This window comes from Paenibacillus pinisoli (assembly GCF_003605435.1).
GTDB lineage: Bacteria > Bacillota > Bacilli > Paenibacillales > Paenibacillaceae > Pristimantibacillus > Pristimantibacillus pinisoli.
Map to the genome: position 1 here is coordinate 573,585 of NZ_QXQB01000004.1, position 24,302 is coordinate 597,886.

Genomic DNA, 24,302 nt, shown 5'->3' on the forward strand with positions numbered 1-24,302 from the left:
ATTTTTTATGCCGAAGGGCGTATCCTGCAGCGTTGCGAATTGCAGCTTCTGGGAAGAAGGCAATAATTGCGGCGCAAGAGAAATCATGATCGATATCGACCAGCATTCCAAGGGCTCGTTCGACGCCGAATTTGCCGGTGATGAGCTGGGACTGTTCCACCAAGACCAGGCAACGGACTCCGCTGCCACTTGCTGCCACACCTTTAAGCCAAAGGAGTGAATGGGATGGACCGGAACAGAGACAATGAAATCGAATACCGCAGGTCTTCTGAGAAGGAAACTGAACCGGGCTTCGCCCCGACGAACGCCGGACAACCCAATCAGATGGCGAATGTCAATGAAGAGATGGGCGCTGACTTTGCATACGGCATGCCGGCAACGCATGTCGAGCGGATCGCAAGCCGTTCAGAGCGTGACGGCGAGGACACGGTAACCGAAACAGGCGGTTATGCGCTTGGCTGGGTATCGCTAGTATTTGCCATTGCATCCTGGTTTATCTGGCCGGTATTGATGGGGATCACATCAGCCGTGCTTGGCTTTATCGCGTACCGGCAAGGCTCAAGGGCGCTGGGCATCTGGTCCATGACGCTAGGTCTTATTGCAGTTGTCCTTAATCTGGTCATCGTTCCATTTTATTATGCTCTAACCTGATCGGAATGAAAGTTGATGCGAGGCTCCTCCGGAATCGGAGGGGCCTATCTTTTACGCCAGCTGGAAAACGGTGTATGATAGAATAGATGTCCATTTGCTATAGAAAGAGAAGCGGAGGGGAAAACGATGATTATCGATATATCTCATGTGACTTGGGAGCGCGGCGATGATACGATCTTGAAGGATGTAAGCTGGCAGGTAGGCGAGCGCGAGCATTGCTGCTTGCTGGGACTGAACGGTTCGGGGAAAACGACATTATTAAATATGATCAACGGATACATATGGCCTACAAGCGGAAAAATTAGCGTCATGGGCCATACTTTTGGCGAATATGATTTGCGCGAGCTGCGCAAAAGCATAGGCTGGGTCAGCACATCTCTTCAACAGAAGCTGTACGGCAGCCAGACGGCGCTTGAAATTGTGCTAAGCGGCAAGTTCTCCACCATCGGCGTATACGATAAGCTGGAGGAGGAAGATATGGAACGCGCCCGCTCGCTCATGGAGTCACTGGGCTGCTTATCCTTTGCCGGACGAACGTATGATACGCTCTCACAAGGCGAGCGTCAGCGGATTCTCATAGCGAGAGCATTGATGAATTCGCCGAAGCTGCTTATTCTGGATGAGCCTTGTACAGGTCTTGATATATTTGCAAGAGAAAGCCTGCTGTCCATGATTGACGCTATAACCAAGCAAGAGGATGCGCCTACGCTCATCTATGTTACGCATCATGTGGAAGAGATTTTGCCGTGCTTTACCAAAACGCTGCTGCTGAAACAAGGCCGTGTGTACGCTTCGGATTCAACGGAAAACCTGATGACCTCCGATCGGATGGGGACGTTCTTCGACGTCCCGGTTCAAATCGAGAATCAATACGGACGATACTGGCTTTCGGTCAAGGGTGACGCATGGAACGTATAATCGAGCCGCGTTCGCGCGCTCGCAAAGCGGCGAATTGGTTCAAATCCCGCCATGCCCTTCGGCTGAAGCGGGAAGGTTTTGCCACTTGGTTTGCCGGCATGATCTTAATGCTGTTCAGCTCTGTATCCATATCTCTGGCAGTACTTGGCATGCCGACAGGACTTGGCGTATGGGTCGACATCATTCTATTTGTGGCGGCAAATGCGCTCCTCATGCTGCTGCTCGGGTTTATCGTATCGTCGCTGCTGGCTTATCTATATGTGCCGCTTCCCCGCAGGCTGGCGGCATACGTGCTTTATACAGCGGCACAGAGCGCGATTGTCCTTTATTTTACCGAGCTCGGCACAATTATTTCTATCTTGTTCGGAGCAGCTTATTCGCTGGCGGGACTGCTCGTCGGACTGCTGTTCGGCTTTGTGCTTGGCTTGAAGCTGCCGCCTGTTGCCAAAGCTGCTCTGGCCATTGCTTCCGCTGTTCTGATTGCGGCAGTGCCGGCATACTCGGATTGGCCTGCGCCGGCAAGGCAGCCCGAACGCGTCGATGCAGCCATGCAGGATCGCAATGAGCCTTCCCTTGAACCCGCTCATATCGACGCGGACAATCCGGGCGAGCATGGAGCTTACAGTATAAAGACGTTCAGCTACGGCAGCGGCAAGGATAAGCATCGCGACCTATTCGGCAAGGATGTCGATGTCGTGACGGATACGATTGACGCATCGGATTATATTATAAGCTGGTCTAAGCTGAAAACGATGTTTTGGGGCTTCGATCAACATGAGCTTCCGCTCAACGGCCGAGTATGGATGCCGGAGGGCGAGGGGCCGTTTCCGCTTGTCATGATTGTACATGGCAATCATTTAATGGAGTATTTTTCAGATGGCGGCTATGCCTATCTGGGCGAGCTGCTGGCGAGCCGCGGCATGATTGCCGTATCGGTGGACGCCAACTACATGAATTACTCGGTCTGGTCCAGTCTTCCCAACGACGACATGAAGATAAGGGGATGGCTGCTGCTGAAGCATCTGCAGCAGATCCAGATGATGTCGGACAGAGAGGATACTCCGTTTGCGAATAAGGTTGATTGGGAGAAGATCGCTCTAGTTGGCCATTCCCGCGGTGGGCAGGCAGTGGCGATCGCCGCAGATGCCGACCGTTGGTTTGCAGACGATACAACGCTGGACAGCATCCGCGATGTGGGGATTCAATCTGTCATCGCTATTGCGCCAACAGACAAAAAGGTAGATGATCAATCGGCTCAGCTCCGGGATATCAATTATTTCACGATTCAGGGAGCCAAAGACGCCGATGTGAATAATTTCTATGGCGAGCGCCAATACAGCCGTGTGACGTTCAGCGGGGAAGCGGACCGCTTCAAGGCCCAGCTGTACCTTGCTCATGCCAATCACAGCCAATTTAATACCGATTGGGGAACGATGGATGAGCGCCTGCCCGGCGGCTTGTTTCTGAACAGGGAAGACCTCATGAATCCGGAGGATCAGCGCCAGGTGGCAAAGGTGTTTGTTTCCGCGTTCCTCGAGGCGACCTTGCATGAGCGGGTTGAATACAAAGCGTTGTTTCAGGATTACCGCTCGGGCCTTCAGTGGCTGCCGCAAACGGAATATGTGAGCCGGTACGAGAGCGCTGATTTCGTAAGGATCGTCCATTTTGACGCCTACAACCGGCTGCTCAGCCAAACCGCATATGAAGGGATGGTTGCTGGAGAGAAGGAGAAGCCTAAGGACCGTGACGGCAATACAAAAGGCACGTCAGGCATGTCTCTTCAATGGGAAGAGCCGGGCGCCGTCTACGAGCTGGAGCTGTCCGCTGCCGCAGCGAGCGAGCTGGAGAAAGTGGAGGAAGGCAGCTTGGTGTTCTCCTTGCTGAATCTGGAATGGGATTTAGTAACAGAGGAATCCGAAAGCGATGAACAGCCCTCAGACGCGGGGGACGAGGCATCGAACCACAATGACGATCCCGCTAATTCAGCCGAGGGTGCTGAAGTGCCGCCGCTTCCGCCTCTGCCTAGCATTGAGATTGTACTGACGACCGATTCAGGCGAAGAGCTGTCGGTTGAGCTTGAACAATTCATGAGTGTGCCTGAGCCCGCATACACATCATTTTTGAAGATGGGCTTCCTGGAAGAGAGAATTAAAAACAACAAGTACCGAAATCCGGTCGAAGCCGTCTATCAAACGTTTATTATTCCGATCGAGCTATTTGGCCCGGCGGAAGGCGAGACGGATGAGGAGGCCGAGCCGCTAGCTCCGCAAGACATTAGCGGAATTCAGTTCCGCTTTCAAAGCGAACGGGGCAAAGTCATGCTCGACGATATCGGATTTTTGCCTAAAGGAGGTTCATATGTCGAATATCGATAATGAACGGATAGATGAACAAGCTCGCGTAGATCGCCTGACGGGATTGATTCGCGATCGAATAAATGGTTTAAGGGAACGCACTGGCGGGATACGGGGAGAGATCGTCAATATTCGGCGCGATTTCTGGGACGATGTAACGGTGAACTTCGAGGACTCCGCCGAAACAGCGGAAACCTATGCCAGCATGAAGCAGCAAGCCGAACTGCTGTCGGAGCGGGAGAGAAGCCACCGTCATATGACCGAGCAACTCTCCACACTGGAACGACTAAAAAACACGCCTTACTTTGGCCGCATTGATCTCATCGATGAGGCTGATTCTGGCGCGAAGCCAGACGTCATTTATTTGGGGGTCGGATCGCTGCTGGATGATTCCGGCGAGGAATACCTGATCTACGACTGGCGGGCGCCGGTATCCAGCGTATACTACGATTACGGTCCGGGACCGGTCTCGTATGAGACACCTGCGGGAACGGTACACGGCGAGATGACGCTGAAGCGGCAATATATCATTCGCGACGGAAAAATCCGGAGCATGTTCGATACAGGCGTGACGATTGGCGACGAGCTGTTGCAGGAAGTGCTGGGCAAAGGTTCCGATGCGGCGATGAAATCTATTGTCGCTACCATACAGCAGGAGCAAAATGCCATTATCCGCAACGAGCGAGCCAGACTGCTGATCGTGCAGGGCGCGGCGGGAAGCGGGAAGACTTCGGCGGCTCTGCAGCGCGTTGCTTACTTGCTCTATCGATATAGAGGCGTGCTGACAGCGGATCAAATTGTTCTGTTCTCCCCCAATCCCATGTTCAACAGCTATGTATCGACAGTATTGCCGGAGCTGGGCGAGCAGAACATGAATCAGACGACGTATCAGCAATATTTGGAGCATCGGATCGGCAAGGATTTTGCGGTTGAGGATCCATTCACCCAGATGGAATATTCGCTGACCGCAATGGATGATCCGGATTATGCCGCACGTCTGAACGGTATAGCGCTTAAGTCGAAAGCGGGCTATATGGAGCTTATGGACCGGTATGTCGAGCAACTGGGTGAATCCGGACTTCGCTTCAAGTCGATTGTGTTCCGGGGAGAGAAGCTCATAAGCGGCAAAACGATCGAAGAGAAATTTTATGGGCTGGACCGTTCCGTCTCGATTCCGAACCGTCTCCGTTCGCTGATCAGATGGCTGCTGAAGGAATTGACGGAGCTTGCGAAGCTGGAGCAAAAGAAAAAATGGGTAGATGAAGCCATTGAGCTGCTCGATAATGAAAGCTATGCGCAGGCTTATGAAGAACTGAGCAAAAAAAATAAATTCAGCGAGCATTCCTATAATGACTTCGATTCGGAACGGGGATATTTGGCAGCAAAGGTCGTGCAGGAGAAGTTCAAAAAGCTGCGCCGCCGTGTGAAGCAAGGGGCATTCCTCGATGTTCCGGCTATCTATAAGGCGTTATACCGCCCTAATGCGGCTGTTGTGAAGGGATATGAGAGTAACTCCAGTGAATGGAGGCGAATTAGCGAAATTACGCTCGATAAGCTTGAAGAGGGAGTTATGCCCTACGAGGATGCGACGCCTTATGCTTATTTGAAAGAAAAGCTGGAAGGCTTCCATACGCATACGACAGTCAGGCATCTGTTCATCGACGAAGCGCAGGACTATTCGGAGTTTCAATACCAGTACTTAAAACGATTGTTCCCGAACAGCAAATTTACGCTGCTGGGTGACTTCAATCAATCGATATTCGCCCATTCCGGCACTGGCGAGATATTCCATTCGCTTAGCTCCTTGTTCGAGGCGGGCGAGACAGAGCGTATCACGCTGTACCGCAGCTACCGGTCAACCAGGCAGATCGTGGAGTTTGCAAGCCGGATTATCGATGGCGGCGAGCGAATTGAGCCGTTCAACCGCAATGGGGCAGAACCGACGCTGACGCAAGCGGCTTCCCGTAAGGAACTGCCGGCTGCCATTGCCGAGCGGCTGCGCATGATGGAGAAGGCGGGATACGAATCGGTAGCCGTCATATGCAAGACTGCCGAGGAAGCCAAGGCAATCAGTGAGCAATTGGCGCCGATCTATCCGGGATTGAGGCTGATTGAGAAAGAAACGGTAACCTTCGAGAAGGGGAATGTCATCATTCCTTCCTATTTGGCGAAGGGCGTAGAATTCGACGGCGTTATTATCAGCGATGCGTCAGAGGGCGCTTATTCCCGCGAGGAAGAGAGAAAGCTGTTCTACACCGCGTGTACCCGCGCGATGCATGAGCTTCATCTGTGCTATTATGGGCAGCTGACTCCGTTCCTCCAGTAGCGGGGATGCTTATTTGCGGATTGAAGGCCATATATGATGAACCTCAACTCCAAGCTCCGAGGCGATCAGCTCTGCTGTAAGCCTCTGGGGCTTTTCGATTTTTCCGTTTCTAAGCTTCGATATGGTCTGCAGGGAGATGCCGGTCGCCGATGCGAGCTGCCCTGCCGACATGTCACGCTTGGCCATCCATATCTTAAGCTTTGTGGCGGAATCGACAATCTGCTCATCGGCAGGATGAAAATCCCATACGACAAAAGCGAGCTCGCGGCAATTGCCATAACCGTCCAGCACGGGACAATAAGTAAGCTCCAGCTCCAGCTCGACCCCGCCTAATTTGCTTGTATGGATCGTAACGTTCTGCTCCTTGTGCAAGCGGGAGGTTTCCTGAAGAAGCTCCAACATTCGCGGACGCTCATTTTCGGCAATGAATTGAAGGAGGGTCTCATCCTCCATCGTGGAGTCGGGCTCGAACATGTGCGGGCCTAAATTGTCGCGCAGAAAACGGATATGCAGATGCTTGTCGACGATGCCGCTTATGAGCACCTTGCCCCTCTCCGGCTGACGGTCTATCCACTTGTATGCCGTCAAATCCTCAAAGATGAGAAAAGCCCGAGTCCAAGCGTCATCCGGCTGTGCGGGAAGCGGAATTTGTTCAATTCTTACTGCCAGCTCGCTCCTGCGCTTGGTCCGCATCTTGATTTCGCGCTTTACGATTCGTTTGCTCAGGTCGATGCGGTATTGGCTTCTCAAGTATTGGCTCTTCGTCGCGAGAATATGGGCAAGTGAATATCCCGACAGATTCATGAATGCTTCATTGGCATCTTCTATTCGAACGATTCCGTCATATTCCTTCATGATGAGCATCGGCTGATTCAATAAATGAAACAGGTGTTGGTGAACGGACAAATATAACCCCCCTCTAATTACCAGATTCTCGTATATAATTGAACTAAAGTATAGGTTAACGCTTAATGGTTCACAAGAAGGGCGCAGGCAGCTCGAACGATAAGGTAAAAATAGGTTTAATTATTTAAACTTCAGCGACCAAATGGAGCCTACGAATAGCATGTGGGGTCTTGGATAGTCTTAATCCCTTATAACGGGACTACAGACAGCTTTATTCTGCTCACATTTCCAGCTAATATTAATTTCGAGCCGCTAAGCAGCGATGTCGCAATACCAGACAAGCATTGCATACAACAGGGAGGAACATCGGGTGAATAGCTGCAGCATTGAGGGATGCATAAAACCGGTGAAAGCGAAGGGGCTTTGCGCCATGCATCATCAACGGATGTTAAGACACGGGGATCCTAACATGGTTAGGCCTCGCCGTGTGAAGAAATCTATCGAATGTAAGTGGGTCAATTGCGATGAAGAAGCCGTTTCGAAAGGATACTGTTCGAAACACTACTACATCCAACGGGTAATGAATATGGTGTAAAGTAAAGATTTCATTAAAATTACGTCGAAAAGTGAGGTATTGTGACATATACCTTCTCTTTTTGGTTATATTTTATGAAAACAGACTATTCTCTTTTCACGGCAGCATGTATAATGAGCGTAAATCCTTTTTCCGGCGGAGGTGAAGCTGCGCATGGCAGAAGCGACACTTGCAGGCTTGTCCGAACAAGACGTTTATTTGTTCAACCAAGGCTCGTCTTATCACAGCTATCGGTTTATGGGAGCGCATCTGACCGAAAGGGAGGGCGTATCCGGCGTCAGGTTTGCGGTATGGGCTCCGAATGCCAGTGAGGTCCGCGTTATCGGCGGCTTTAACGGCTGGGAGGGCAGCGGTCACTGCATGGGCCAGATCGGTACGACAGGCGTGTATACACTGTTCATTCCTCATCTGAAGGAAGGAGAGCTGTACAAATACGAATTGGTGACGCAAGAGGGCGTGCCCCTCAGGAAAGCCGATCCGTACGCCTTTCTCACGGAGCTTCGTCCGGGAACGGCATCGATCGTGACTGATCTGCAAAGTTACAGATGGAACGACAGTGCTTGGCTGCAGGATAAGAAGCGCCATACGCCATATTCAAGGCCGCTTCTCATCTATGAAGCCCATGCGGGCTCGTGGAAGATTAAAGGGAAAGAACATTTTTATACATACGAGGAATTGGCTGCTGAGCTGGTTCCCTATGTCTCGGGGCTGGGCTATACGCATATTGAGCTGATGCCGCTCTCCGAGCATCCTCTCGACCAATCCTGGGGCTATCAGATTACGGGCTTCTACAGCGCAACAAGCCGCTATGGAAAGCCTAAGGGCTTGATGAGCTTTGTGGATGCCTGTCACCGGCACGGTCTTGGCGTTATTCTGGACTTTGTGCCCGGGCACTTCTGCAAGGATGATCACGGACTGCGGCTGTTCGACGGGACGCCTCTCTATGAAGGCTATGATGCGAATCGGGCAGAGCTCCCGTTATGGGGCACGCTTGCCTTCGACTTCTCGCGCTGTGAGGTCGTCAGCTTCATGATCTCAAGCGCTCTCTACTGGATGGACCTTTACCACATCGACGGCCTGCGCGTTGACGCAGTCGCCAATATGCTGAATTTGCATATGGATAAGCCGCCTCACATGCACACCTACAACGAACTTGGCGGAAGAGACAACTTAGATGCTCTTCGCTTCCTCAAACGATTGAATGAAGTTGTGTTTCACTACTACCCCGACGCACTGATGCTTGCGGAAGACTCCTCCGCATGGCCTGCTGTGACTTCCCCGACGTATAAAGGGGGACTCGGCTTCAATTTCAAATGGAATATGGGCTGGATGAATGACATGCTCCGCTATATGTCGCTCCATCCCGATGAACGGCCGCATCATCATCATCTGATTACATTCTCCTTATGTTACGCTTTTTCCGAAAATTATGTATTGCCGCTGTCGCATGATGAAGTAGTTCACGGCAAGCGCTCGCTTCTGAACAAGATGCCGGGGAGCTATGAAGAGAAATTCGCCCAACTTCGGCTTTTTTATGGCTATTGGATGACTCATCCCGGCAAAAAACTACTCTTTATGGGAGGTGAATGGGGACAATTCGACGAGTGGAAGGACGGCGATATGCTGGACTGGATGCTGCTCGGATATGAGAGCCATAGTTCTATGCTTGATTATGTACGGGCGCTTAATCACGAATACCGCTCCCTGCCTTCTCTATGGGAGAGAGATGCGGAGCCGGAAGGATTCCAGTGGATAGATGTTCATAATGCGCAGCAATCCGTCATATCCTTTATCCGTCGCGGACGATCAAGCTTCTCTGTCGTCATAGCCAATTTCTCGGGTCGCGATTATGGCGACTACCGGGTCGGCGTGCCCGAGCCGGGGGATTACGGGCTTCGCATTCATAGCGGGGGCTTTGGATTCGGCGCCGCTGCTTTGGGGCAGCCAGACCGCTATGTCGCGGAGAATACCAGCTGGCATGGCCAAGATCAGAGCATCTCGATTCATCTTCCCCCTTTTACGTTCATGCTGCTTGCACCTTGCAAGGGGGACACATTTTAACCAAAGGAGTTGGTGTCCATGGGCCGTAAGGAAATGATCGCTATGCTGCTTGCAGGAGGCGAAGGTAAGAGGTTGGGCGTGCTGACCAAAGATTTGGCCAAGCCTGCCGTCTATTTTGGCGGCAAATACCGTATTATCGATTTTACGCTCAGCAATTGCGCCCATTCAGGCATTGACACCGTCGGGGTGCTTACCCAATACCAGCCCCTGGAGCTGAACCGCTATCTCGGCATTGGCAGTCCGTGGGGGCTTGACCGCAGAGACGGCGGCATGACGATTCTGCCCCCTTACATGAAACAGAGGGGCGGGGTGTGGTATAAAGGCACAGCCAACGCCATCTACCAGAATATGTCCTTTATCGAGAGATACAACCCGGAGTATGTGCTTGTCATATCAGGCGATCACATCTACAAGATGGATTACGAGCTGATGCTTCAGCATCACAAGCGGTGCGAAGCGGATGTCACGATAGCGGGAATCGCGGTGGATTGGAAGGAAGCCAGCCGGTTCGGCGTGATGCATGTGGATGACGAAGACCGCATTACGGCTTTCGAAGAGAAGCCCAAGCATCCCACGAGCAATATCGCATCCATGGGCGTCTATATTTTCTCCTGGAAGGCGCTGCAAAAATATTTGATCTACGATGAAGCGAGCCGCAGCTCTAGCCACGACTTCGGCAAGGATGTCATTCCGGCGATGATGCGGGACGGGCTGCGACTGCATTGTTATTCCTTCAAGGGGTACTGGAAGGATGTCGGGACGATCGAATCGCTTTGGGAAGCCAATATGGACCTGATCGCCGACGAGCCTCAACTATGCCTTTATGATCCGAAGTGGCGAATCTACTCCGTCAGTCCGAACATGCCTGCCCAATTAACGACTAATACCGCGCAGGTGACGTCTTCATTCGTTACGGAGGGCTGCATCCTGGAGGGGACGGTCGATCGTTCGGTGCTGTTCTTCGGCGTGCATGCCGAGAGAGAGAGCTATATATCGGAGTCGGTCATCATGCCGAATGTCCGCATCGGGGAAGGGGCGCGGATTCACAGGGCCATCATCGGCGAAGGAGCCGTCATTCAAGCCGGCGTGACAATTGGCGATCCGGCTGACGATGCGATCACGGTCGTTGCGGTCGATCAGTATGTTGCGGTCGATCATGAATTGCTGGAGGTGGAGCCGACATGAAGCATAAAGTTCTGGGCGTCATTAATCTGATCCATGAGGCGGATGAGTTGGAGCGTCTGACGCAAAGCCGATGCCTGGCGACCGTGCCTTTCGGCGCAAGATACCGGCTCATCGACTTTGCCCTCTCAAGCATGGTCAATTCAGGCATTAGCCAAGTCGCGGTATTCGCGCATACCAAATACCGGTCGCTGATGGACCACCTTGGCTCCGGCAAGCATTGGGATCTCCAGCACCGGCAGAGCGGGCTGTTCATTCTCCCGCCGGCAACGGATGATATCCAGGAGATCAGCAGGGGAGACTTGTACCATTTCTACCAGCACAGGGATTACTTCGAGCGCTCCTCGCGGGAGTATGTCGTCATTGCCCGCAGCCATATGGTGTGCAATGTCGACTTTGAAGAGGTTATCAGCTCGCATCTGAAGCAGGACGCCGACATCACGATTGTGTGCAAGCGCGAGCTCCAGCCATCGCAGGGAAAGGCGCGCAAGGTAAAGATGGCGGAGGACGGACGGATTACCTCCATCCAGGATCATTACGGCCGCATGCTCAGCGATATCGTATCGATGGAGATGTACGTGATGCGGAAGGAGCTGCTGATGGAGCTGGTCGAGACGTCGCTTGCGGAGGGCCAGGACCATCTGGTGCGGCATGCGATCTTCTCGCGGCTGGGACAGCTTAAGGTGTACGGCTACATGTACGAAGGTTTTCTGGGGGTAGTCAATACGCTGTCCAGCTATTACGACCACAGCATGTCTCTGCTGCAGCCAAAGGTATGGAAGGAGCTGTTCAACCAGCCGGGACCGGTCTATACAAAGGTCAAGGATGAACCGCCAGCCCGCTATTCGTCAGGTTCCCATGTATCCAATTCACTTATTGCCAACGGCTGCCGCATCGAAGGGACTGTGCTGAACAGCATATTGTTCCGCGGCGTGCATGTGGAGAAGGGCGCGCTGGTCAAAGACAGTATTATTATGCAGAACGGGAAAATCGGGGAAAACAGCTTTGTGACAAGCTGTATCTTGGACAAAGATGTGCAGGTTGAAGAAAATCGCGATCTTCGCGGGACGGAAGCCATGCCCTTTCTTGCAGGAAAGAAGCGGGTCATATAGCGCGGCTGCGGGGTCCGGAGCGGACAGTTCGCTGTCCGGCCCCGCTGCACGGATAGGAGGCGTTCAATCGGATGAATGTGCTGTTCGCAACTTCGGAGGCAGTGCCGCTCGCCAAGACCGGCGGGCTGGCGGATGTAGCCGGCGCGCTGCCCAAAGCGCTTAACGATCGAGGGATGGATGTCAGAGTCATTATGCCGAAGTATGAGGAAATACCGGATACGTATGCGGCAGAGTTCACATTCCTTGCGGCGTTCCAGGTCAACTTCGGATGGCGCAATCAATATTGCGGCCTGCTGACTGCAGTCATTGACGGTGTGGTCTATTATCTGATTGACAATGAATATTATTTCAGGCGCAAAGGACTGTATGGATACGGAGACGATGCGGAAAGGTTTGTGTTTTTCTGCTATGCGGTCATGGAAGCCGCCCGCTACATGGATTTCAAGCCGGATATCGTGCATGGCCATGACTGGCAGACGGGCCTTATTCCGTTTCTGCTGCGGACGAGATATGCATTCGATCCCGCATGGGCTTATGTGAAATCGGTGTTTACCATCCATAATTTGAAGTATCAAGGCTTGTTCGGCATAGACCTGATCAAAGAGCTGACCGGAGCCGGCGATGACATGTTTGTGGCGGAAAAGCTGGAATTCCATGGCGCGGCAAGCTGCATGAAAGGCGGCCTCGTCTATAGCGATCGCTTGACGACCGTCAGCGAATCCTATGCTGCAGAAATACAGACCGCCTATTACGGCGAAGGACTGGATGAATTGCTGCGCTTCCGAAGCGGGGAGCTGTCGGGTATCGTCAATGGGATCGATGAAGAGCTGTTCGACCCGATGAACGATTCCGTCTTGCATACGCCTTACCGGAACTCCCTACCGCGCAAGCGCAAAAACAAAGTGGATCTTCAGAGTGAGCTGGGACTTCCGCAATCTGCGGACATTCCGTTGATCGGAATCGTGTCGAGACTGGTGGAGCAGAAGGGCTTCGATCTGATTGCGGCAACGCTGGACGAACTGCTTCAGGAGGATGTGCAGCTGGTTGTGCTGGGCTCCGGCGAATGGCGTTATGAAGAGCTGTTCCGCGATGCCGCCGGGAGATATCCGGACAAGGCTGTGTTCTGGCATGGCTACAGTGATCGGATGGCAAGGCGCATCTACGCAGCCTCAGACCTGTACGCAATGCCATCCAAGTTCGAGCCTTGCGGACTAAGCCAATTAATTGCGCTGAGATACCGCTCTGTTCCCATCGTACGGGAAACGGGCGGGCTAAAGGATACCGTCCAGGCTTACAACGAATATACTGGTGAAGGCAATGGCTTCAGCTTTGCCAATTATAATGCGCATGATTTCTTGTATACGGTGAAGAGAGCGCTGGCGCTATACCGGCAGGAGGAGGTCTGGAGGCGTATCGTGGACAACGGCGCGCGCTTGGACTACAGCTGGGCCAGCTCCGCCAAAGCCTATGCCAGCTTGTATGCGCAGCTGTTGACTGAGCGAAAGGAGAACGAACCATGGCCCGTCATCTTGTAATCGGCAACGGAAAGCTGCTTCTGAACTTAGATCAGCATTGTTTTATACGCGATATCTACTATCCCTATGTCGGACAGCTTAACCATGTTGGAGGACATTACTGCCGTCTGGGAATCTGGGTGGAAGGCGTATTCTCATGGCTGGATGAGCCGGAATGGAACTTCGATCTGGATTATATCGAGGATTCGCTTGTGACGAATATTACCGCCAGCAATGACAGGCTTGGGGTGGAGCTTCATATGAATGACGGCATCCACCAGCGGGAATGCATCTATATCAAGCGCGTTCTGGTGCGCAACAAACGGGATGAAGCGAGGGAAGTAAGGCTGTTTTTTCATCAGGATCTGATGATTGAAGGGTCCGAGGTGGGCGATACTGCGGTCTATTATCCTGACAACCATACGCTGTATCATTACAAGCGGTCCAATTATTTTATGTTTAACGGCTTCTCCGACGAAGGCGGCATGATGCAATATTCGACCGGCATCAAGAGGTTTCAGTCGGCGGAGGGCACATGGCGCGATGCGGAGGACGGCGTCCTGATGGGCAATACGATCGCGCAGGGCTCTGTGGACAGCACGATCAGCTTCCGCTCGCGCGTCGAAGGGCATTCGGAGAAGACATTCTATTACTGGATGTCGATCGGGCGGAACCTGGAGGAAGTGAAAGAGCTTAATCAATACGTGCACGAGAACCATCCCGAGAAGCTGCTGAGCCGGATGGTGGTGTATTGGAACCACTGGCTGCGCAGATCAGAGACGGAACTTGGCGACCTCCCAGCCAAGGTTGTCAAGATGTTCAAGCAGAGTTTGCTGCTTGTCCGTACGCAGGTAGATGAAAGAGGCGCTATTCTTGCAGCGAACGATACGGATATTCTTCAGTACAACCGGGACCATTACAGCTATATGTGGCCCAGAGACGGTGCTCTGATTGCGGACGCTATGTCTATGGCGGGCTATCAGAGCGTCATTGCGCCGTTCTTCCACTTCTGCGCAACAGCTCTCGCGCCGGGAGGCTACTTGTACCACAAGTACAATCCGGACGGAACAGTAGGCTCCAGCTGGCACCCGTATATCGTCCAGGGAAGCAAGCGGATTCCGATCCAGGAGGACGAGACGGCGCTTGTCCTGTTCGCGCTTTGGAAGGACTATTCGCGCAATGGCGTCATCGAGCTTCCTCAGTCGCTCTACAGCAGCCTGATCCGCAAATCGGCTTCCTTCCTGAGCGAATATATCGAGCATTCGCTGTCTTTGCCTAAGCCGAGCTACGATCTGTGGGAGGAGCGGTACGGCATCTGGACCTATACGGCGGCTTCCGTCTATGGCGGATTGATGGCGGCGGCATTCTTCACGGATCTGTTCGGAGACTATGAGCGAAGCGACCACTACAAGAGTACCGCGCAGACGATCAAGCACGGCATTCTGACCCATCTATGGGATGAGGAGACGGGCCGCTTCGCCCGCGGGCTGATTCAGAAGGATAACCGCTGGGTGAAGGATATGACGCTGGAGAGCAGCCTGTTCGGCGTGTTTGAATTCGGCGTATTGCCAGTGGACGATTACCGGGTAGCCCAGACGATGCAAGCGATCAAGCATGATCTGCGCGTCAAGACGGATGTGGGCGGCATCGCAAGGTATACAAACGATTATTACTTCCAGCAGTCAGGCGAAATAGATAAAGTGCCGGGCAACCCTTGGATCATCTGTACGCTATGGGTGGCAAACTATGAGATTGACGCCGCAAGCTCGCTGGAGGAGCTGGAAGAGCCGCGCAGGACGCTGGAATGGGTTGCAAGTCATGCTCTATCAAGCGGCATGCTGCCGGAGCAGCTGAATCCGTATGACGGCACGCCGCTGTCTGTCGCTCCGCTGACCTGGTCGCATGCCACGCTGGTGCAAAGCGTATGCAAATATGCGGAGAAGTACCAAAAGCTGTCCCGATAGCTACCTATTATCTCCATGTTCCAGTCCAAAAACGGCGCAAGTAATAGGGTTCAGCGTCTGTTGAATTCCGAGGTAAGGCGGGAAATCGGTAAACAACGGCGACCGCTGCCGCTTCCTCCGAACATTTCTTGCTTCGTTTGATTCGGCAAAGGCCGAAAGTACAGTTGGGACTGTACTATTAGGGAAGCAACGGGTAAGCCGGCCATGAATCAAGATTTCCTCGAATGTTGAATCAAGAAAGCCTTCAAATCCGCTGCAAGAGCGGACTTGAAGGCTTCTTCTTTTTTGAAGTCTTATCTAGAGTGGGGGCTGCAAAACGAACAAAAACTATTTTGACACAGATCTTGCTTAGGTGCTGAGGCGTGGTCCTAATTCGAGTTTCTCGGGTTGCAGTTGCTCGGGGAGCAACTCGGACAGTTGTAAGCCGAGTTTCTCGGGCTGCAGTTGCTCGGGGAGCAGCTCGAACTGTTGTAAGCCGAGTTTTTCGGGTTGCAGTTGCTCGGGGAGCGACTCGGACAGTTGTAAGCCGAGTTTCTCGGGTTGCAGTTGCTCGGGGAGCAACTCGGACAGTTGTAAGCCGAGTTTCTCGGGTTACAGTTGCTCAGGGAGCAACTCGGACAGTTGTAAGCCGAGTTTCTCGGGTTGCAGTTGCTCGGGGAGCAGCTCGAACTGTTGTAAGCCGAGTTTCTTGGGTTGCAGTCGCTCGGGGAGCAGCTCGGAAAGTTGTAAGCCGAGTTTCTCGGGTTGCAGATACTCGGGAATGCTCTAAATACAAGCACACGCTCTTAATTGTGTTTTATAAGCTTGCAGCATGGCGTTACACCCACCCACGCACTCTTAGCTGTGTATTACGGCTTGCAGCAAGACGTACAGCCCCGCGCAAATTCTCTAAGCTGTGTTTTTTATGCTTTGCGGTTCATACTTCCTTTGGGCACATAATGAGATTTTCCCAAATGGCATCGTAGATGACCGAGAGACGCTACTTCTTACAATTAGCGGCGGTGTGCGGCACGAACTAATCTCAATATTGGACGCTTTCAAATTGGGCGCTTTCAAGAAAATAACGTTGCTCTACAACGTTATTTTTTGTCATTCTGCTCCTTCGACGCGATCAACAGCGTGAGGCACAACTACTCGCTTTTAGGACGGTCGCAATGCATTTTTCTTCCCAATTTATGAATTAATATTTAGGTTTGCATCTTCATCTTTATGAAGCAGCTGTTGTTGTCCGCCTGGGGTTCCTGGTCTCGTGATGCTTTCTTTCGGATATTGCCGGATATGCTTGATGCGAGATTGTCCGGTAATGCAATGCCCGTTCCCGAAGTGAATGCTGGAAGAGTTGCCCGCGGCGATGACGCGGACAAATCCGACGCGTATGCATGGATCGCAATGCGTCTTGCTCGTCCTAATGACACGCCCCGCCTCGAATTCGGGATCGACTAGTACGGGATCCGGCCTTGAGAAGATGCGGTATGATTCGAAGTATACATCGCCGGACTTGGCGTGGTCTTCCTTGCGCTGAACAGCAAGGGCCTTAAGCCGCATGTCCGTTCTGCAGCGGTCGCCGAACTGGACGGCGGTGGCGGTAGCGGCACTGATGATGCAGACCGCTCCGATCTGGGAGGTGCGTGTCTTATGCTGCGTAGAACAGACTTCTTCTGTGCCTGCATCAGCATTATCGCGGATTGACATTGGCTTCACCGATCGCCTCTCTAGCGCCCTCCGGCTCCGGCAAAGGAGCGAGCGGGCCGACGATGACCGACTCCGGCGGCGTATCGAACATGGAATACAGCGCTACGCAATCGGTATCGCCAACCTGCAGCATCGAAGAGCTGGATATGCCGAGCACGTCGATCTGACCGACTGCAAGCGAATGGTTCGTGACATGAAAATGAAACATCGTCAGCTTCCTCCGTTCATGGGATTGCCGGCCTTCAGGCTGCGCATGTAGCTGTCGATCGCGCTTTCTGCATCGCGCTTCGTCTTATCATAGACGCGATCGGCAATGAGGTCGGGGTATAGTTCGACCGTATCCGTACTATCCTTTGCCTGCATCTGCCAATAAAATTGGATGCGCGTAGGCATCTGCTTCCGGACATCTTCCAATATAATGCGGCGGTGATAAGGGTCAAGAGGCAAATCGAGCTCCTTCTCGCACTTGAGCAGCGATTGATGGGCTTCGGTATCTAGAAATCGGGTGATGCGCCGATAGATATTGTTGTAAGATTCCGGCGGCGGCGTAATAGCGGGGCTCGCTGACGGAAAAACATTACCGCCGCCGCCCTGCCCGACCGAAAATTGGTCAATATTGCCGGAACCGCCATTGCCGCCGTTTCCGCCATTCCCTGCGTTGCCCCCTAGGCTTCCGTTGCCGGATTCGGCACCGAACGCCTCGCTGTCCGGTAGAGACATGCCGATGTTAAGCGTTCCTTCCAGCTTCTCGACCTTGAGCTGATCAAAATGATATTGAATATTTTCAACCGTGTAAGCCGGCTTGGTCTCGAGCTGCTTCAACTGCTTGCACAAATCGTCAACTGTACATTCCAGCCGCTCAATCCGCTCCTGCTGGGACTTCAGCCTCTTCATGACTTCGTATGACCAAGCCTGCCAAGGAGACAGCTGTTTTTCATCCTTCATCCTCTCCAACTCCTCTCTTCATGCGGCAGGCTTTTTGGCTGCTATGCCGGATTAGGCAGCGGAACGAATGAGAGCGGATTCTCCTCCAGCATTGGAGCGGGACCTGTGAACCCGCCTGTATTGTACAGCTGGGAGAGGGAGCGGATCGCTCCCGCGCTTCCAATCTGCAGAACAGAGCTGTTCGATACGCTGTCAACGCGTATCTGATGAATTGTAATGGTCTGATTGATCGTCCAGCTCATGCAATGTTTGCTCCGTTCGGCACGTTGGTGTTGTCCTGAATATCGGGATCAAGGGTGTTGGTGGAGCTGACGGCGTTGTTGGAATTCGTTAAGCTGCCTGTCAGGAAGGAACCGGAACCGGCATACGTTTTTGTATTGCTGGACGGCGTAACTTGCAATGCATCTCCGAACTGGACGATGGAAGAAGATCCGACGCTTACGATTTTGACAAATCCGACTACAGCTGGCATGACTTCACTCCCCGCAATCATCTGGTATACCGTATCTTATGACGGCATTCGCCCATAGGTGAATTCGGCCTTCAGTATCCTGCGGCTGGGCGCCGGCATATGGTATAAAGAACGGGGAAGGAGGGACGCTCTGTGGCTTCGAACTGGGACGATCTGGAGAAGTGGATGGAAGGACAGCAGCTGCCCCGCGGCTTCGAGGTGCTGCGCGAGCCTGATTGGGTCGAGAAATTCGTCAGAAGAATGATGACAAAAGCGCTGCCGGATGTCGCCGGACATATGACGGGCTCGAAGGCGGCGCAGACAACGGAGTCCAAACAGTATATCGGCGTAAAATATAAGCTGCCTCCCGGCTGCCGCAAGGAGTCGCTGCGGATCAAGGTGAAGGAGGATGCGCTGCGCATTGAGGGCTTGCCTGGCGATCAGCATGAAATCGTGAAGCTGCCGAAGCTGGTCAAGCCGCGAATATGCCAGGCTGTTGTAAGGGACGGGACGCTTCATGTGAAGCTGCGCAAGCGTCCGGTTAGCCGGATATATCACGATCACTCCATCTATTGGCCCTAGCGGCGCAGGTGAACCGGAGCGGACAACGGCTCTGATGGGAGCCTGTGCTATTATTTTGTCACGAAATAGATTCTTTTTGGCGAATATGGCTGCTGGATAATGGACGGGCTATCCCTTATAATGATTAATTGGAATATACATACTGTGGCGCAAAGGGAGTGTCGTCGTGTCGTTAGTTGATGTAAGCAACGTGTCTCCTTCGTTATTTATATTGGGAGTCGTCTTTATTCTTCTTATATTCGGTCTTCTTAGTTTGGGAATCCTGCGCATGTTTCAGCAGCGGTTCAAGTTTGGATGGTTTTGCTTTGCGGGCGCAATCGTCAGCTTCAGCGTATTCATGTATGTGCTGAACCGATGGTATGTCTAGAGCGGGAGAGCCATAAGACGAAGAACCGGGGGTATGAATTTGTTCTGGACTGCAGTTTGGTTTATCACAAATATGCTGTTTGTCGCATCGGTCATCACTTTTTTATTTATGCACAGATTTGTAACTCAAGGGCAATTGCAAGGAGCGGGAGCAGACCGAATCGGTGTGCTGAAGCGCCGGCGGACGGTCATGGGCATCATCAGCATCGTGACGTTTGCGGCAATGTGCGCCAGCTTTATAATCAATATGAAGGTGAACGGTTAACGGGGCTCTCATTGACGAGAGCTCTTTTTTTCGGCATTATGGTAGATAGAAACTTTCAAATTCGGAGGTTCAGCCATGCATACAATGGAAGAAATCGTCGGGCGAATGTCGGCCCGCGGACTGCGGGTTACGGATCAGCGCAAGACGCTGGCCAAGCTGTTCGCGGAGACGCCGGGTTACTTGTCGCCTAAGGATGTCTATGAATATATGGGGAAAACCTATTCCGGCCTCAGCTTTGATACGGTCTATCGGAACCTGCGCGTCATGGAAGAGCTGGGGGTGCTGGAGCAGGTTGTATTCGAGGAAGGCGTGAAGTTCAAGCTGCATTGCAGGGAAGAGCATCACCATCATCATATGATTTGCCTGCAGTGCGGGCATACGTATCCGATCACGTTCTGTCCGATGGAGCAGACCGCTGTCCCTTCGGACTTCCGCGTTGTGAAGCATAAATTCGAAGTATTCGGCTATTGCAAGTCCTGTGAGCAGGAAGAAGCGGCGGCTAGCGAGGCATGAAGCAGGAGAGGCGGATCATGCGGCGAGCGCTGCAAGCGCCGATCCATGTCTACCGCAAGTACATCTCGCCTCTGAAGCCGCCGTCTTGCCGGTTCTATCCTACCTGCTCGGCATATGCGCTGGAAGCGATAGAGGTGCACGGGGCGGCGAAGGGAGCGTGGCTTGCGGCCAAGCGGATAGGCAGATGCCATCCCTTTCATCCCGGGGGTTATGATCCTGTTCCGGAGAAGATTCCCGCTGCCGGCGGCCGGAAGGAGAAGTAAGCTTGCGGTCCGTTAGCCGCCGCCTTGACAGGCGGGGACTGGATTCGGTATATTTTATAAAATAGCTTTATGCCAATGAATGGATGAGTACAGCGGAGGAGTCCTATGCAGAGAGCCGGGCATTAAGGTGCAAGCCGGCAAGGAGCGAAGCTGGAAGATGGTCCGGGAGGCACTGCTTTCGAGCCGGAGAATCCGGTAAGGGAGCGGCGTAACGCCCGCGTTAAGGGTATTGCCGTCGGCAGACGGCCTACGAAGCGGCAGTGCGGCTTGTGCGCTAACCTTGATCAAGGTTGTGCGGCAGGCGGAAGGATGCGCAGCCGGAATTTGGGTGGTACCACGTGAGTATGAGCTCTCGTCCCATGTTGGACGGGAGTTTTTTGCGTTTTTTTTCAGAACAAACGCCAGAAGGCGGCAGGAGGAGTATGAAGATGTCTGACAACAAATCGTTTTACATTACGACACCGATTTATTATCCAAGCGACAAACTGCATATCGGCCATGCCTATACGACAGTTGCCGGCGACGCTATGGCCCGCTACAAGCGCCTTCGAGGCTACCATGTATGGTACTTGACCGGTACGGATGAGCATGGCCAGAAGATCGAGCGCAAGGCAAAGGAGAAGGACAAGACGCCGCAGCAATTCGTCGACGATATTGTAGTCGGAATCAAGGAATTGTGGTCGAAGCTGGAAATTTCGAATGATGATTTCATTCGCACGACGGAAGACCGCCACAAGGTTGTGGTGGAGCGCATCTTCAAGCAGCTGCTGGAGCAGGACGACATCTACAAGGGCGAGTATGAAGGCTGGTACTGTACCCCTTGCGAATCGTTTTTCCTGGAGCGCCAGCTAGTGAACGGCAACTGTCCGGATTGCGGCAGGCCGGTGGAGCTGGTGAAGGAAGAGAGCTATTTCTTCCGGATGAGCAAATACGCCGACCGCTTGCTGAAGCACTACGAGGACAATCCGGACTTCATTCAGCCGGAATCCCGCAAGAATGAGATGATCAACAACTTTATCAAGCCGGGTCTAGAGGATTTGGCGGTATCCCGCACAACATTCGATTGGGGCATCAAGGTGCCGGGCGATCCCAAGCATGTCATCTACGTATGGATCGATGCCTTGTCCAACTATATTACCGCGCTTGGCTACGGCGAGGAAGGAAAGGACGCAAAGTACAATCAATTCTGGCCTGCTGATGTTCATCTGGTCGGCAAGGAGATTGTCCGCTTCCATACGATCTACTGGCCGATCATGCTGATGGCGCTGGGCCTCCCGCTGCCGAAGAAGGTATTCGCTCACGGATGGCTACTGACGAAGGAAGGCAAGATGTCCAAATCCAAAGGCACAGTTGTCGACCCGGTCGTATTGATCGACCGCTACGGACTGGATGCGCTTCGCTACTACCTGCTGCGCGAGGTGCCGTTCGGCTCGGATGGCGCGTTCACGCCGGAGAACTTCGTCGAGCGCATCAACTTCGATCTTGCGAATGATCTCGGCAATCTGCTGAACCGTACCGTTGCGATGATCGGCAAATATTTCGACGGCAAGGTGCCTGCGTTCGCCGGTTCGGTTACGCCGTTCGATTCCAGCCTGCAGCAGCTTGCGGGCGAGACGATTGCGTCGGTTGAAAATGCGATGGAGCGCATGGAGTTCTCCGTAGCGCTGGCTTCGCTATGGCAATTCGTAAGCAGAACGAACAAATATATCGACGAGACGCAGCCGTGGGCACTGGCGAAGGATGAAGCCAAATCCTCGGAGCTGGCTTCCGTTATGCATCATCTGGCTGAATCGCTGCGCCTGATCTCCATTATGCTGCAGCCGTTCCTGACTCATGCGCCTCGCGAAATGTGGCGCCAGCTTGGCTTGACAGAGGGCGAGCTGACGTCTTGGGAGAGCATGCGCAATTTTGGAAGAATTCCGGGCGGCACAACGGTGAGCAAAGGCACGCCGATCTTCCCGCGCCTGGAGACGGAAGAAGAAGCGGCTTACATCGCCGCATCCATGAGCGGAGGAGCTGCAGCTTCCAGCGGGCCTGAGGCTGCGGCAGCGGCGCCTGCAAGCAGCGACGGACCTCAGCCGTCGGATAAAGAAGAGATCGGAATTGACGATTTCGCCAAGGTGGAGCTTCGCGTAGCGCAGGTGCTGGCTGCGGAGCCGGTGCCGAAGGCGGATAAGCTGCTGAAGCTGCAGCTGGATCTGGGTTATGAACAGCGGCAGGTCGTATCCGGCATTGCGAAGTATTATAAGCCGGAGGAGCTTGTCGGACGCAAAGTGATCTGTGTCACGAATCTGAAGCCGGTGAAGCTGCGCGGAGAGATGTCTCAGGGCATGATATTGGCCGCTTCCCATGGCGATCAGCTGACGCTGGCGACCGTGCCGGACGGCATGCCGAACGGCGCAGTAGTGAAATAATAAGCTTGACCGCATAAGAAAAAGTCGTTCCGTTTCCCTAAGGGAGGTATGGGACGGCTTTTTTTGGCGTATGGCTTGTAAGTATGGGGCTAGCAAACTAAATCTTAAAAGTTGGTTGACAGGGCGAACAACATGGGCTTATAATTTTAAACGTAATCATAACGATTACTATAAAGAGAATCGGAGAGTACACACATGCTGAAAAGAAAACGCGGTAAATGGTTGAATTTGTTCGTATTGTTGATGTCGGTCATTCTAGTTGCGAGTGCTTGCGGGAAGAGCGCTTCTAATAATCAAGAGGCCAGCCCCCAGCCAACGCAGTCCGCAGGCAATGGGGAAGAGACCGCGCAGCCTAAGCTGCAGGTGGTGACAAGCTTCTATCCGCTCTATTATTTGGCGAGTGAGATTGGCGGGGAGCATGTAGAGGTAGTGAATCTGATTGCGGCAGGCGTAGAGCCGCATGACTGGACCCCGAAGAGCAAGGATCTGAGCACGGCGTCGAGCGCTGGGCTGCTGCTGTATCATGGTGCGGGACTTGAGCTGTGGATCGATCAGTTTCTGAAAGGGCTGTCGAAGGACAGCAAAGTGGTTACGAAGGAAATGAGCGCGGGCATATCGTTAATTAGCGGTGAGCATAGCCACGATCATGACCACGGCCATGATAGCGATGAGCATGACCATGATGCGGAAGAAGGCCATTCTCATTCGCATGATACGGATCCCCATACATGGGTAAGTCCGAAATCGGCGATTATTTTGGCTGAGAACGTGAAATACAGCCTGATCGAGACGGATCCCGTGAATGAGGACTATTATAATGAACGCTTTGAGAAGGTGAAGAACGAGCTGGTTCAGCTGGACCAGAAGTATACGGACGTGCTTGAGAACGCGCCGCAGAAAAACCTCGTCGTATCCCATCAGGCCTTCGGCTACCTGGCGAGAGACTACGGCTTGACGCAAACGGCAATTATGGGACTTAGCCCGGATGCCGAGCCAAGAGCGCAGGACATTCTGAAAATCGCCAAGTATGTGAAGGAAAACGGCGTCAAATATATCTTCTTCGAAGAACTGGTGTCCGACCGTCTGGCGAAGACGCTGGCAGGCGAAGCCGGAGTGGACACGATGGTGCTTAATCCGCTGGAAGGCTTGACCAAAGAGCAGGAGAAGAACGGCGATACTTATTTGTCTTTAATGGAAAGCAACTTGCAAAACTTGACGAAGGCATTACAATAGAATAGATTCAGATTGGCGAAAGCGGAGCTGAGAGGCTCCCTTTTTGCGCTAAGGA

The 24,302-nt window shown here is 53.0% G+C and carries 23 protein-coding genes; 17 read left to right on the top strand and 6 right to left on the bottom strand.

Annotated elements, in window-relative coordinates; all coding sequences use genetic code 11:
• Positions 1 to 7: 7 nt before the first annotated feature.
• The 5 genes from D3P09_RS19775 (at position 8) to helD (ending at position 6,249) form a co-directional block, all read left to right on the top strand.
• Positions 8 to 220, top strand: a complete 213-nt coding sequence (locus D3P09_RS19775) for a DUF1540 domain-containing protein (protein WP_120113109.1) — start codon at positions 8 to 10, stop codon at positions 218 to 220.
• Between the two features lie 5 nt (positions 221 to 225).
• Positions 226 to 651 carry a hypothetical protein gene (locus D3P09_RS19780; RefSeq protein WP_120113110.1) on the top strand — a complete coding sequence of 142 codons (426 nt, stop codon included), beginning with the start codon at positions 226 to 228 and terminating at the stop codon, positions 649 to 651.
• Positions 652 to 777: 126 nt separating this feature from the next.
• Positions 778 to 1,569, top strand: a complete 792-nt coding sequence (locus D3P09_RS19785) for an ABC transporter ATP-binding protein (RefSeq protein WP_120113111.1) — start codon at positions 778 to 780, stop codon at positions 1,567 to 1,569.
• Positions 1,557 to 3,944 carry an alpha/beta hydrolase family protein gene (locus D3P09_RS19790; RefSeq protein WP_120113112.1) on the top strand — a complete coding sequence of 796 codons (2,388 nt, stop codon included), beginning with the start codon at positions 1,557 to 1,559 and terminating at the stop codon, positions 3,942 to 3,944. The genes D3P09_RS19785 and D3P09_RS19790 overlap by 13 nt, the downstream gene beginning before the upstream one ends.
• Positions 3,928 to 6,249 (top strand): RNA polymerase recycling motor HelD, encoded by a 2,322-nt coding sequence (gene helD / locus D3P09_RS19795; protein WP_120113113.1) that lies wholly within the window; start codon positions 3,928 to 3,930, stop codon positions 6,247 to 6,249. The genes D3P09_RS19790 and helD overlap by 17 nt, the downstream gene beginning before the upstream one ends.
• A gap of 9 nt (positions 6,250 to 6,258) precedes the next feature.
• Here helD and D3P09_RS19800 read toward each other — a convergent pair whose 3' ends face one another.
• A complete protein-coding gene (locus D3P09_RS19800) occupies positions 6,259 to 7,155 on the bottom strand; it encodes a helix-turn-helix domain-containing protein (RefSeq protein ID WP_120113114.1) in 897 nt (298 codons plus the stop codon).
• A gap of 688 nt (positions 7,156 to 7,843) precedes the next feature.
• On the opposite strand from D3P09_RS19800, the gene glgB reads away from it, so the two are divergent.
• The 5 genes from glgB to D3P09_RS19830 all read left to right on the top strand — a co-directional run bounded on the left by glgB (position 7,844) and on the right by D3P09_RS19830 (position 15,523).
• A complete protein-coding gene (gene glgB, locus D3P09_RS19810) occupies positions 7,844 to 9,751 on the top strand; it encodes a 1,4-alpha-glucan branching protein GlgB (RefSeq protein WP_120113116.1) in 1,908 nt (635 codons plus the stop codon).
• 18 nt (positions 9,752 to 9,769) lie between these two features.
• Positions 9,770 to 10,936 (top strand): glucose-1-phosphate adenylyltransferase, encoded by a 1,167-nt coding sequence (locus D3P09_RS19815; protein WP_120113117.1) that lies wholly within the window; start codon positions 9,770 to 9,772, stop codon positions 10,934 to 10,936.
• Positions 10,933 to 12,045 (top strand): glucose-1-phosphate adenylyltransferase subunit GlgD, encoded by a 1,113-nt coding sequence (gene glgD, locus D3P09_RS19820; RefSeq protein WP_120113118.1) that lies wholly within the window; start codon positions 10,933 to 10,935, stop codon positions 12,043 to 12,045. Before D3P09_RS19815 ends, glgD begins: the two co-directional genes overlap by 4 nt.
• Before the next feature lie 71 nt (positions 12,046 to 12,116).
• On the top strand, positions 12,117 to 13,580 hold the full coding sequence (gene glgA, locus D3P09_RS19825) for a glycogen synthase GlgA (RefSeq protein WP_120113119.1): 1,464 nt from the start codon (positions 12,117 to 12,119) through the stop codon (positions 13,578 to 13,580).
• Complete coding sequence (locus tag D3P09_RS19830) at positions 13,562 to 15,523, top strand: glycoside hydrolase family 15 protein (protein ID WP_120113120.1); 1,962 nt, start codon at positions 13,562 to 13,564, stop codon at positions 15,521 to 15,523. Before glgA ends, D3P09_RS19830 begins: the two co-directional genes overlap by 19 nt.
• Positions 15,524 to 16,696: 1,173 nt before the next feature.
• Here the strand turns inward: D3P09_RS19830 and D3P09_RS19840 are convergent.
• Genes D3P09_RS19840 through D3P09_RS19860 form a run of 5 tightly spaced genes read right to left on the bottom strand, consistent with a single transcriptional unit; the run spans position 16,697 to position 18,632 of the window.
• Positions 16,697 to 17,215, bottom strand: a complete 519-nt coding sequence (locus tag D3P09_RS19840) for a spore germination protein GerPE (protein ID WP_120113122.1) — start codon at positions 17,213 to 17,215, stop codon at positions 16,697 to 16,699.
• Positions 17,199 to 17,423 (bottom strand): hypothetical protein, encoded by a 225-nt coding sequence (locus D3P09_RS19845; protein WP_120113123.1) that lies wholly within the window; start codon positions 17,421 to 17,423, stop codon positions 17,199 to 17,201. The genes D3P09_RS19840 and D3P09_RS19845 overlap by 17 nt, the downstream gene beginning before the upstream one ends.
• A 2-nt stretch (positions 17,424 to 17,425) precedes the next feature.
• Positions 17,426 to 18,160: a spore germination protein GerPC gene (gene gerPC, locus D3P09_RS19850; RefSeq protein ID WP_120113124.1), complete on the bottom strand. Its 735-nt coding sequence runs from the start codon at positions 18,158 to 18,160 to the stop codon at positions 17,426 to 17,428.
• 41 nt (positions 18,161 to 18,201) lie between these two features.
• Positions 18,202 to 18,402 (bottom strand): spore germination protein GerPB, encoded by a 201-nt coding sequence (locus D3P09_RS19855; RefSeq protein ID WP_116044940.1) that lies wholly within the window; start codon positions 18,400 to 18,402, stop codon positions 18,202 to 18,204.
• The gene (locus D3P09_RS19860; protein ID WP_120113125.1) at positions 18,399 to 18,632 is read right to left on the bottom strand and encodes a spore germination protein; all 234 of its coding nucleotides are present in this window, start codon (positions 18,630 to 18,632) and stop codon (positions 18,399 to 18,401) included. Before D3P09_RS19860 ends, D3P09_RS19855 begins: the two co-directional genes overlap by 4 nt.
• A 132-nt stretch (positions 18,633 to 18,764) precedes the next feature.
• Between D3P09_RS19860 and D3P09_RS19865 the strand changes: the two genes are divergently transcribed.
• The 7 genes from D3P09_RS19865 to D3P09_RS19895 all read left to right on the top strand — a co-directional run bounded on the left by D3P09_RS19865 (position 18,765) and on the right by D3P09_RS19895 (position 24,247).
• On the top strand, positions 18,765 to 19,193 hold the full coding sequence (locus tag D3P09_RS19865) for an Hsp20/alpha crystallin family protein (RefSeq protein ID WP_120113126.1): 429 nt from the start codon (positions 18,765 to 18,767) through the stop codon (positions 19,191 to 19,193).
• A gap of 166 nt (positions 19,194 to 19,359) precedes the next feature.
• Positions 19,360 to 19,560, top strand: a complete 201-nt coding sequence (locus tag D3P09_RS19870; protein ID WP_120113127.1) for a hypothetical protein — start codon at positions 19,360 to 19,362, stop codon at positions 19,558 to 19,560.
• Positions 19,561 to 19,599: 39 nt separating this feature from the next.
• Complete coding sequence (locus D3P09_RS19875; protein ID WP_133305033.1) at positions 19,600 to 19,824, top strand: hypothetical protein; 225 nt, start codon at positions 19,600 to 19,602, stop codon at positions 19,822 to 19,824.
• Between the two features lie 75 nt (positions 19,825 to 19,899).
• The gene (locus D3P09_RS19880; protein ID WP_120113129.1) at positions 19,900 to 20,337 is read left to right on the top strand and encodes a Fur family transcriptional regulator; all 438 of its coding nucleotides are present in this window, start codon (positions 19,900 to 19,902) and stop codon (positions 20,335 to 20,337) included.
• A 17-nt stretch (positions 20,338 to 20,354) separates the two neighbouring features.
• Complete coding sequence (gene yidD, locus D3P09_RS19885; RefSeq protein WP_207892522.1) at positions 20,355 to 20,600, top strand: membrane protein insertion efficiency factor YidD; 246 nt, start codon at positions 20,355 to 20,357, stop codon at positions 20,598 to 20,600.
• 428 nt (positions 20,601 to 21,028) lie between these two features.
• Complete coding sequence (metG, locus tag D3P09_RS19890) at positions 21,029 to 23,014, top strand: methionine--tRNA ligase (protein WP_120113131.1); 1,986 nt, start codon at positions 21,029 to 21,031, stop codon at positions 23,012 to 23,014.
• A 195-nt stretch (positions 23,015 to 23,209) separates the two neighbouring features.
• The gene (locus D3P09_RS19895; protein WP_120113132.1) at positions 23,210 to 24,247 is read left to right on the top strand and encodes a metal ABC transporter solute-binding protein, Zn/Mn family; all 1,038 of its coding nucleotides are present in this window, start codon (positions 23,210 to 23,212) and stop codon (positions 24,245 to 24,247) included.
• The last annotated feature ends 55 nt before the right edge of the window (positions 24,248 to 24,302 follow it).

Bases quoted from the DNA above. Each gene is read 5' to 3' on its own strand.
- D3P09_RS19830 (WP_120113120.1), top strand. From the start codon at position 13,562: ATGGCCCGTCATCTTGTAATCGGCAACGGAAAGCTGCTTCTGAACTTA.
- D3P09_RS19860 (WP_120113125.1), bottom strand. From the start codon at position 18,632: ATGCCAGCTGTAGTCGGATTTGTCAAAATCGTAAGCGTCGGATCTTCT.
- D3P09_RS19845 (WP_120113123.1), bottom strand. From the start codon at position 17,423: ATGTTTCATTTTCATGTCACGAACCATTCGCTTGCAGTCGGTCAGATC.
- D3P09_RS19855 (WP_116044940.1), bottom strand. From the start codon at position 18,402: ATGAGCTGGACGATCAATCAGACCATTACAATTCATCAGATACGCGTT.
- glgA (WP_120113119.1), top strand. From the start codon at position 12,117: ATGAATGTGCTGTTCGCAACTTCGGAGGCAGTGCCGCTCGCCAAGACC.
- D3P09_RS19840 (WP_120113122.1), bottom strand. From the start codon at position 17,215: ATGTCAATCCGCGATAATGCTGATGCAGGCACAGAAGAAGTCTGTTCT.
- helD (WP_120113113.1), top strand. From the start codon at position 3,928: ATGTCGAATATCGATAATGAACGGATAGATGAACAAGCTCGCGTAGAT.
- D3P09_RS19895 (WP_120113132.1), top strand. From the start codon at position 23,210: ATGCTGAAAAGAAAACGCGGTAAATGGTTGAATTTGTTCGTATTGTTG.
- D3P09_RS19775 (WP_120113109.1), top strand. From the start codon at position 8: ATGCCGAAGGGCGTATCCTGCAGCGTTGCGAATTGCAGCTTCTGGGAA.
- yidD (WP_207892522.1), top strand. From the start codon at position 20,355: ATGCGGCGAGCGCTGCAAGCGCCGATCCATGTCTACCGCAAGTACATC.
- gerPC (WP_120113124.1), bottom strand. From the start codon at position 18,160: ATGAAGGATGAAAAACAGCTGTCTCCTTGGCAGGCTTGGTCATACGAA.
- D3P09_RS19785 (WP_120113111.1), top strand. From the start codon at position 778: ATGATTATCGATATATCTCATGTGACTTGGGAGCGCGGCGATGATACG.
- glgB (WP_120113116.1), top strand. From the start codon at position 7,844: ATGGCAGAAGCGACACTTGCAGGCTTGTCCGAACAAGACGTTTATTTG.
- glgD (WP_120113118.1), top strand. From the start codon at position 10,933: ATGAAGCATAAAGTTCTGGGCGTCATTAATCTGATCCATGAGGCGGAT.
- D3P09_RS19790 (WP_120113112.1), top strand. From the start codon at position 1,557: ATGGAACGTATAATCGAGCCGCGTTCGCGCGCTCGCAAAGCGGCGAAT.
- D3P09_RS19780 (WP_120113110.1), top strand. From the start codon at position 226: ATGGACCGGAACAGAGACAATGAAATCGAATACCGCAGGTCTTCTGAG.
- D3P09_RS19815 (WP_120113117.1), top strand. From the start codon at position 9,770: ATGGGCCGTAAGGAAATGATCGCTATGCTGCTTGCAGGAGGCGAAGGT.
- D3P09_RS19880 (WP_120113129.1), top strand. From the start codon at position 19,900: ATGCATACAATGGAAGAAATCGTCGGGCGAATGTCGGCCCGCGGACTG.
- metG (WP_120113131.1), top strand. From the start codon at position 21,029: ATGTCTGACAACAAATCGTTTTACATTACGACACCGATTTATTATCCA.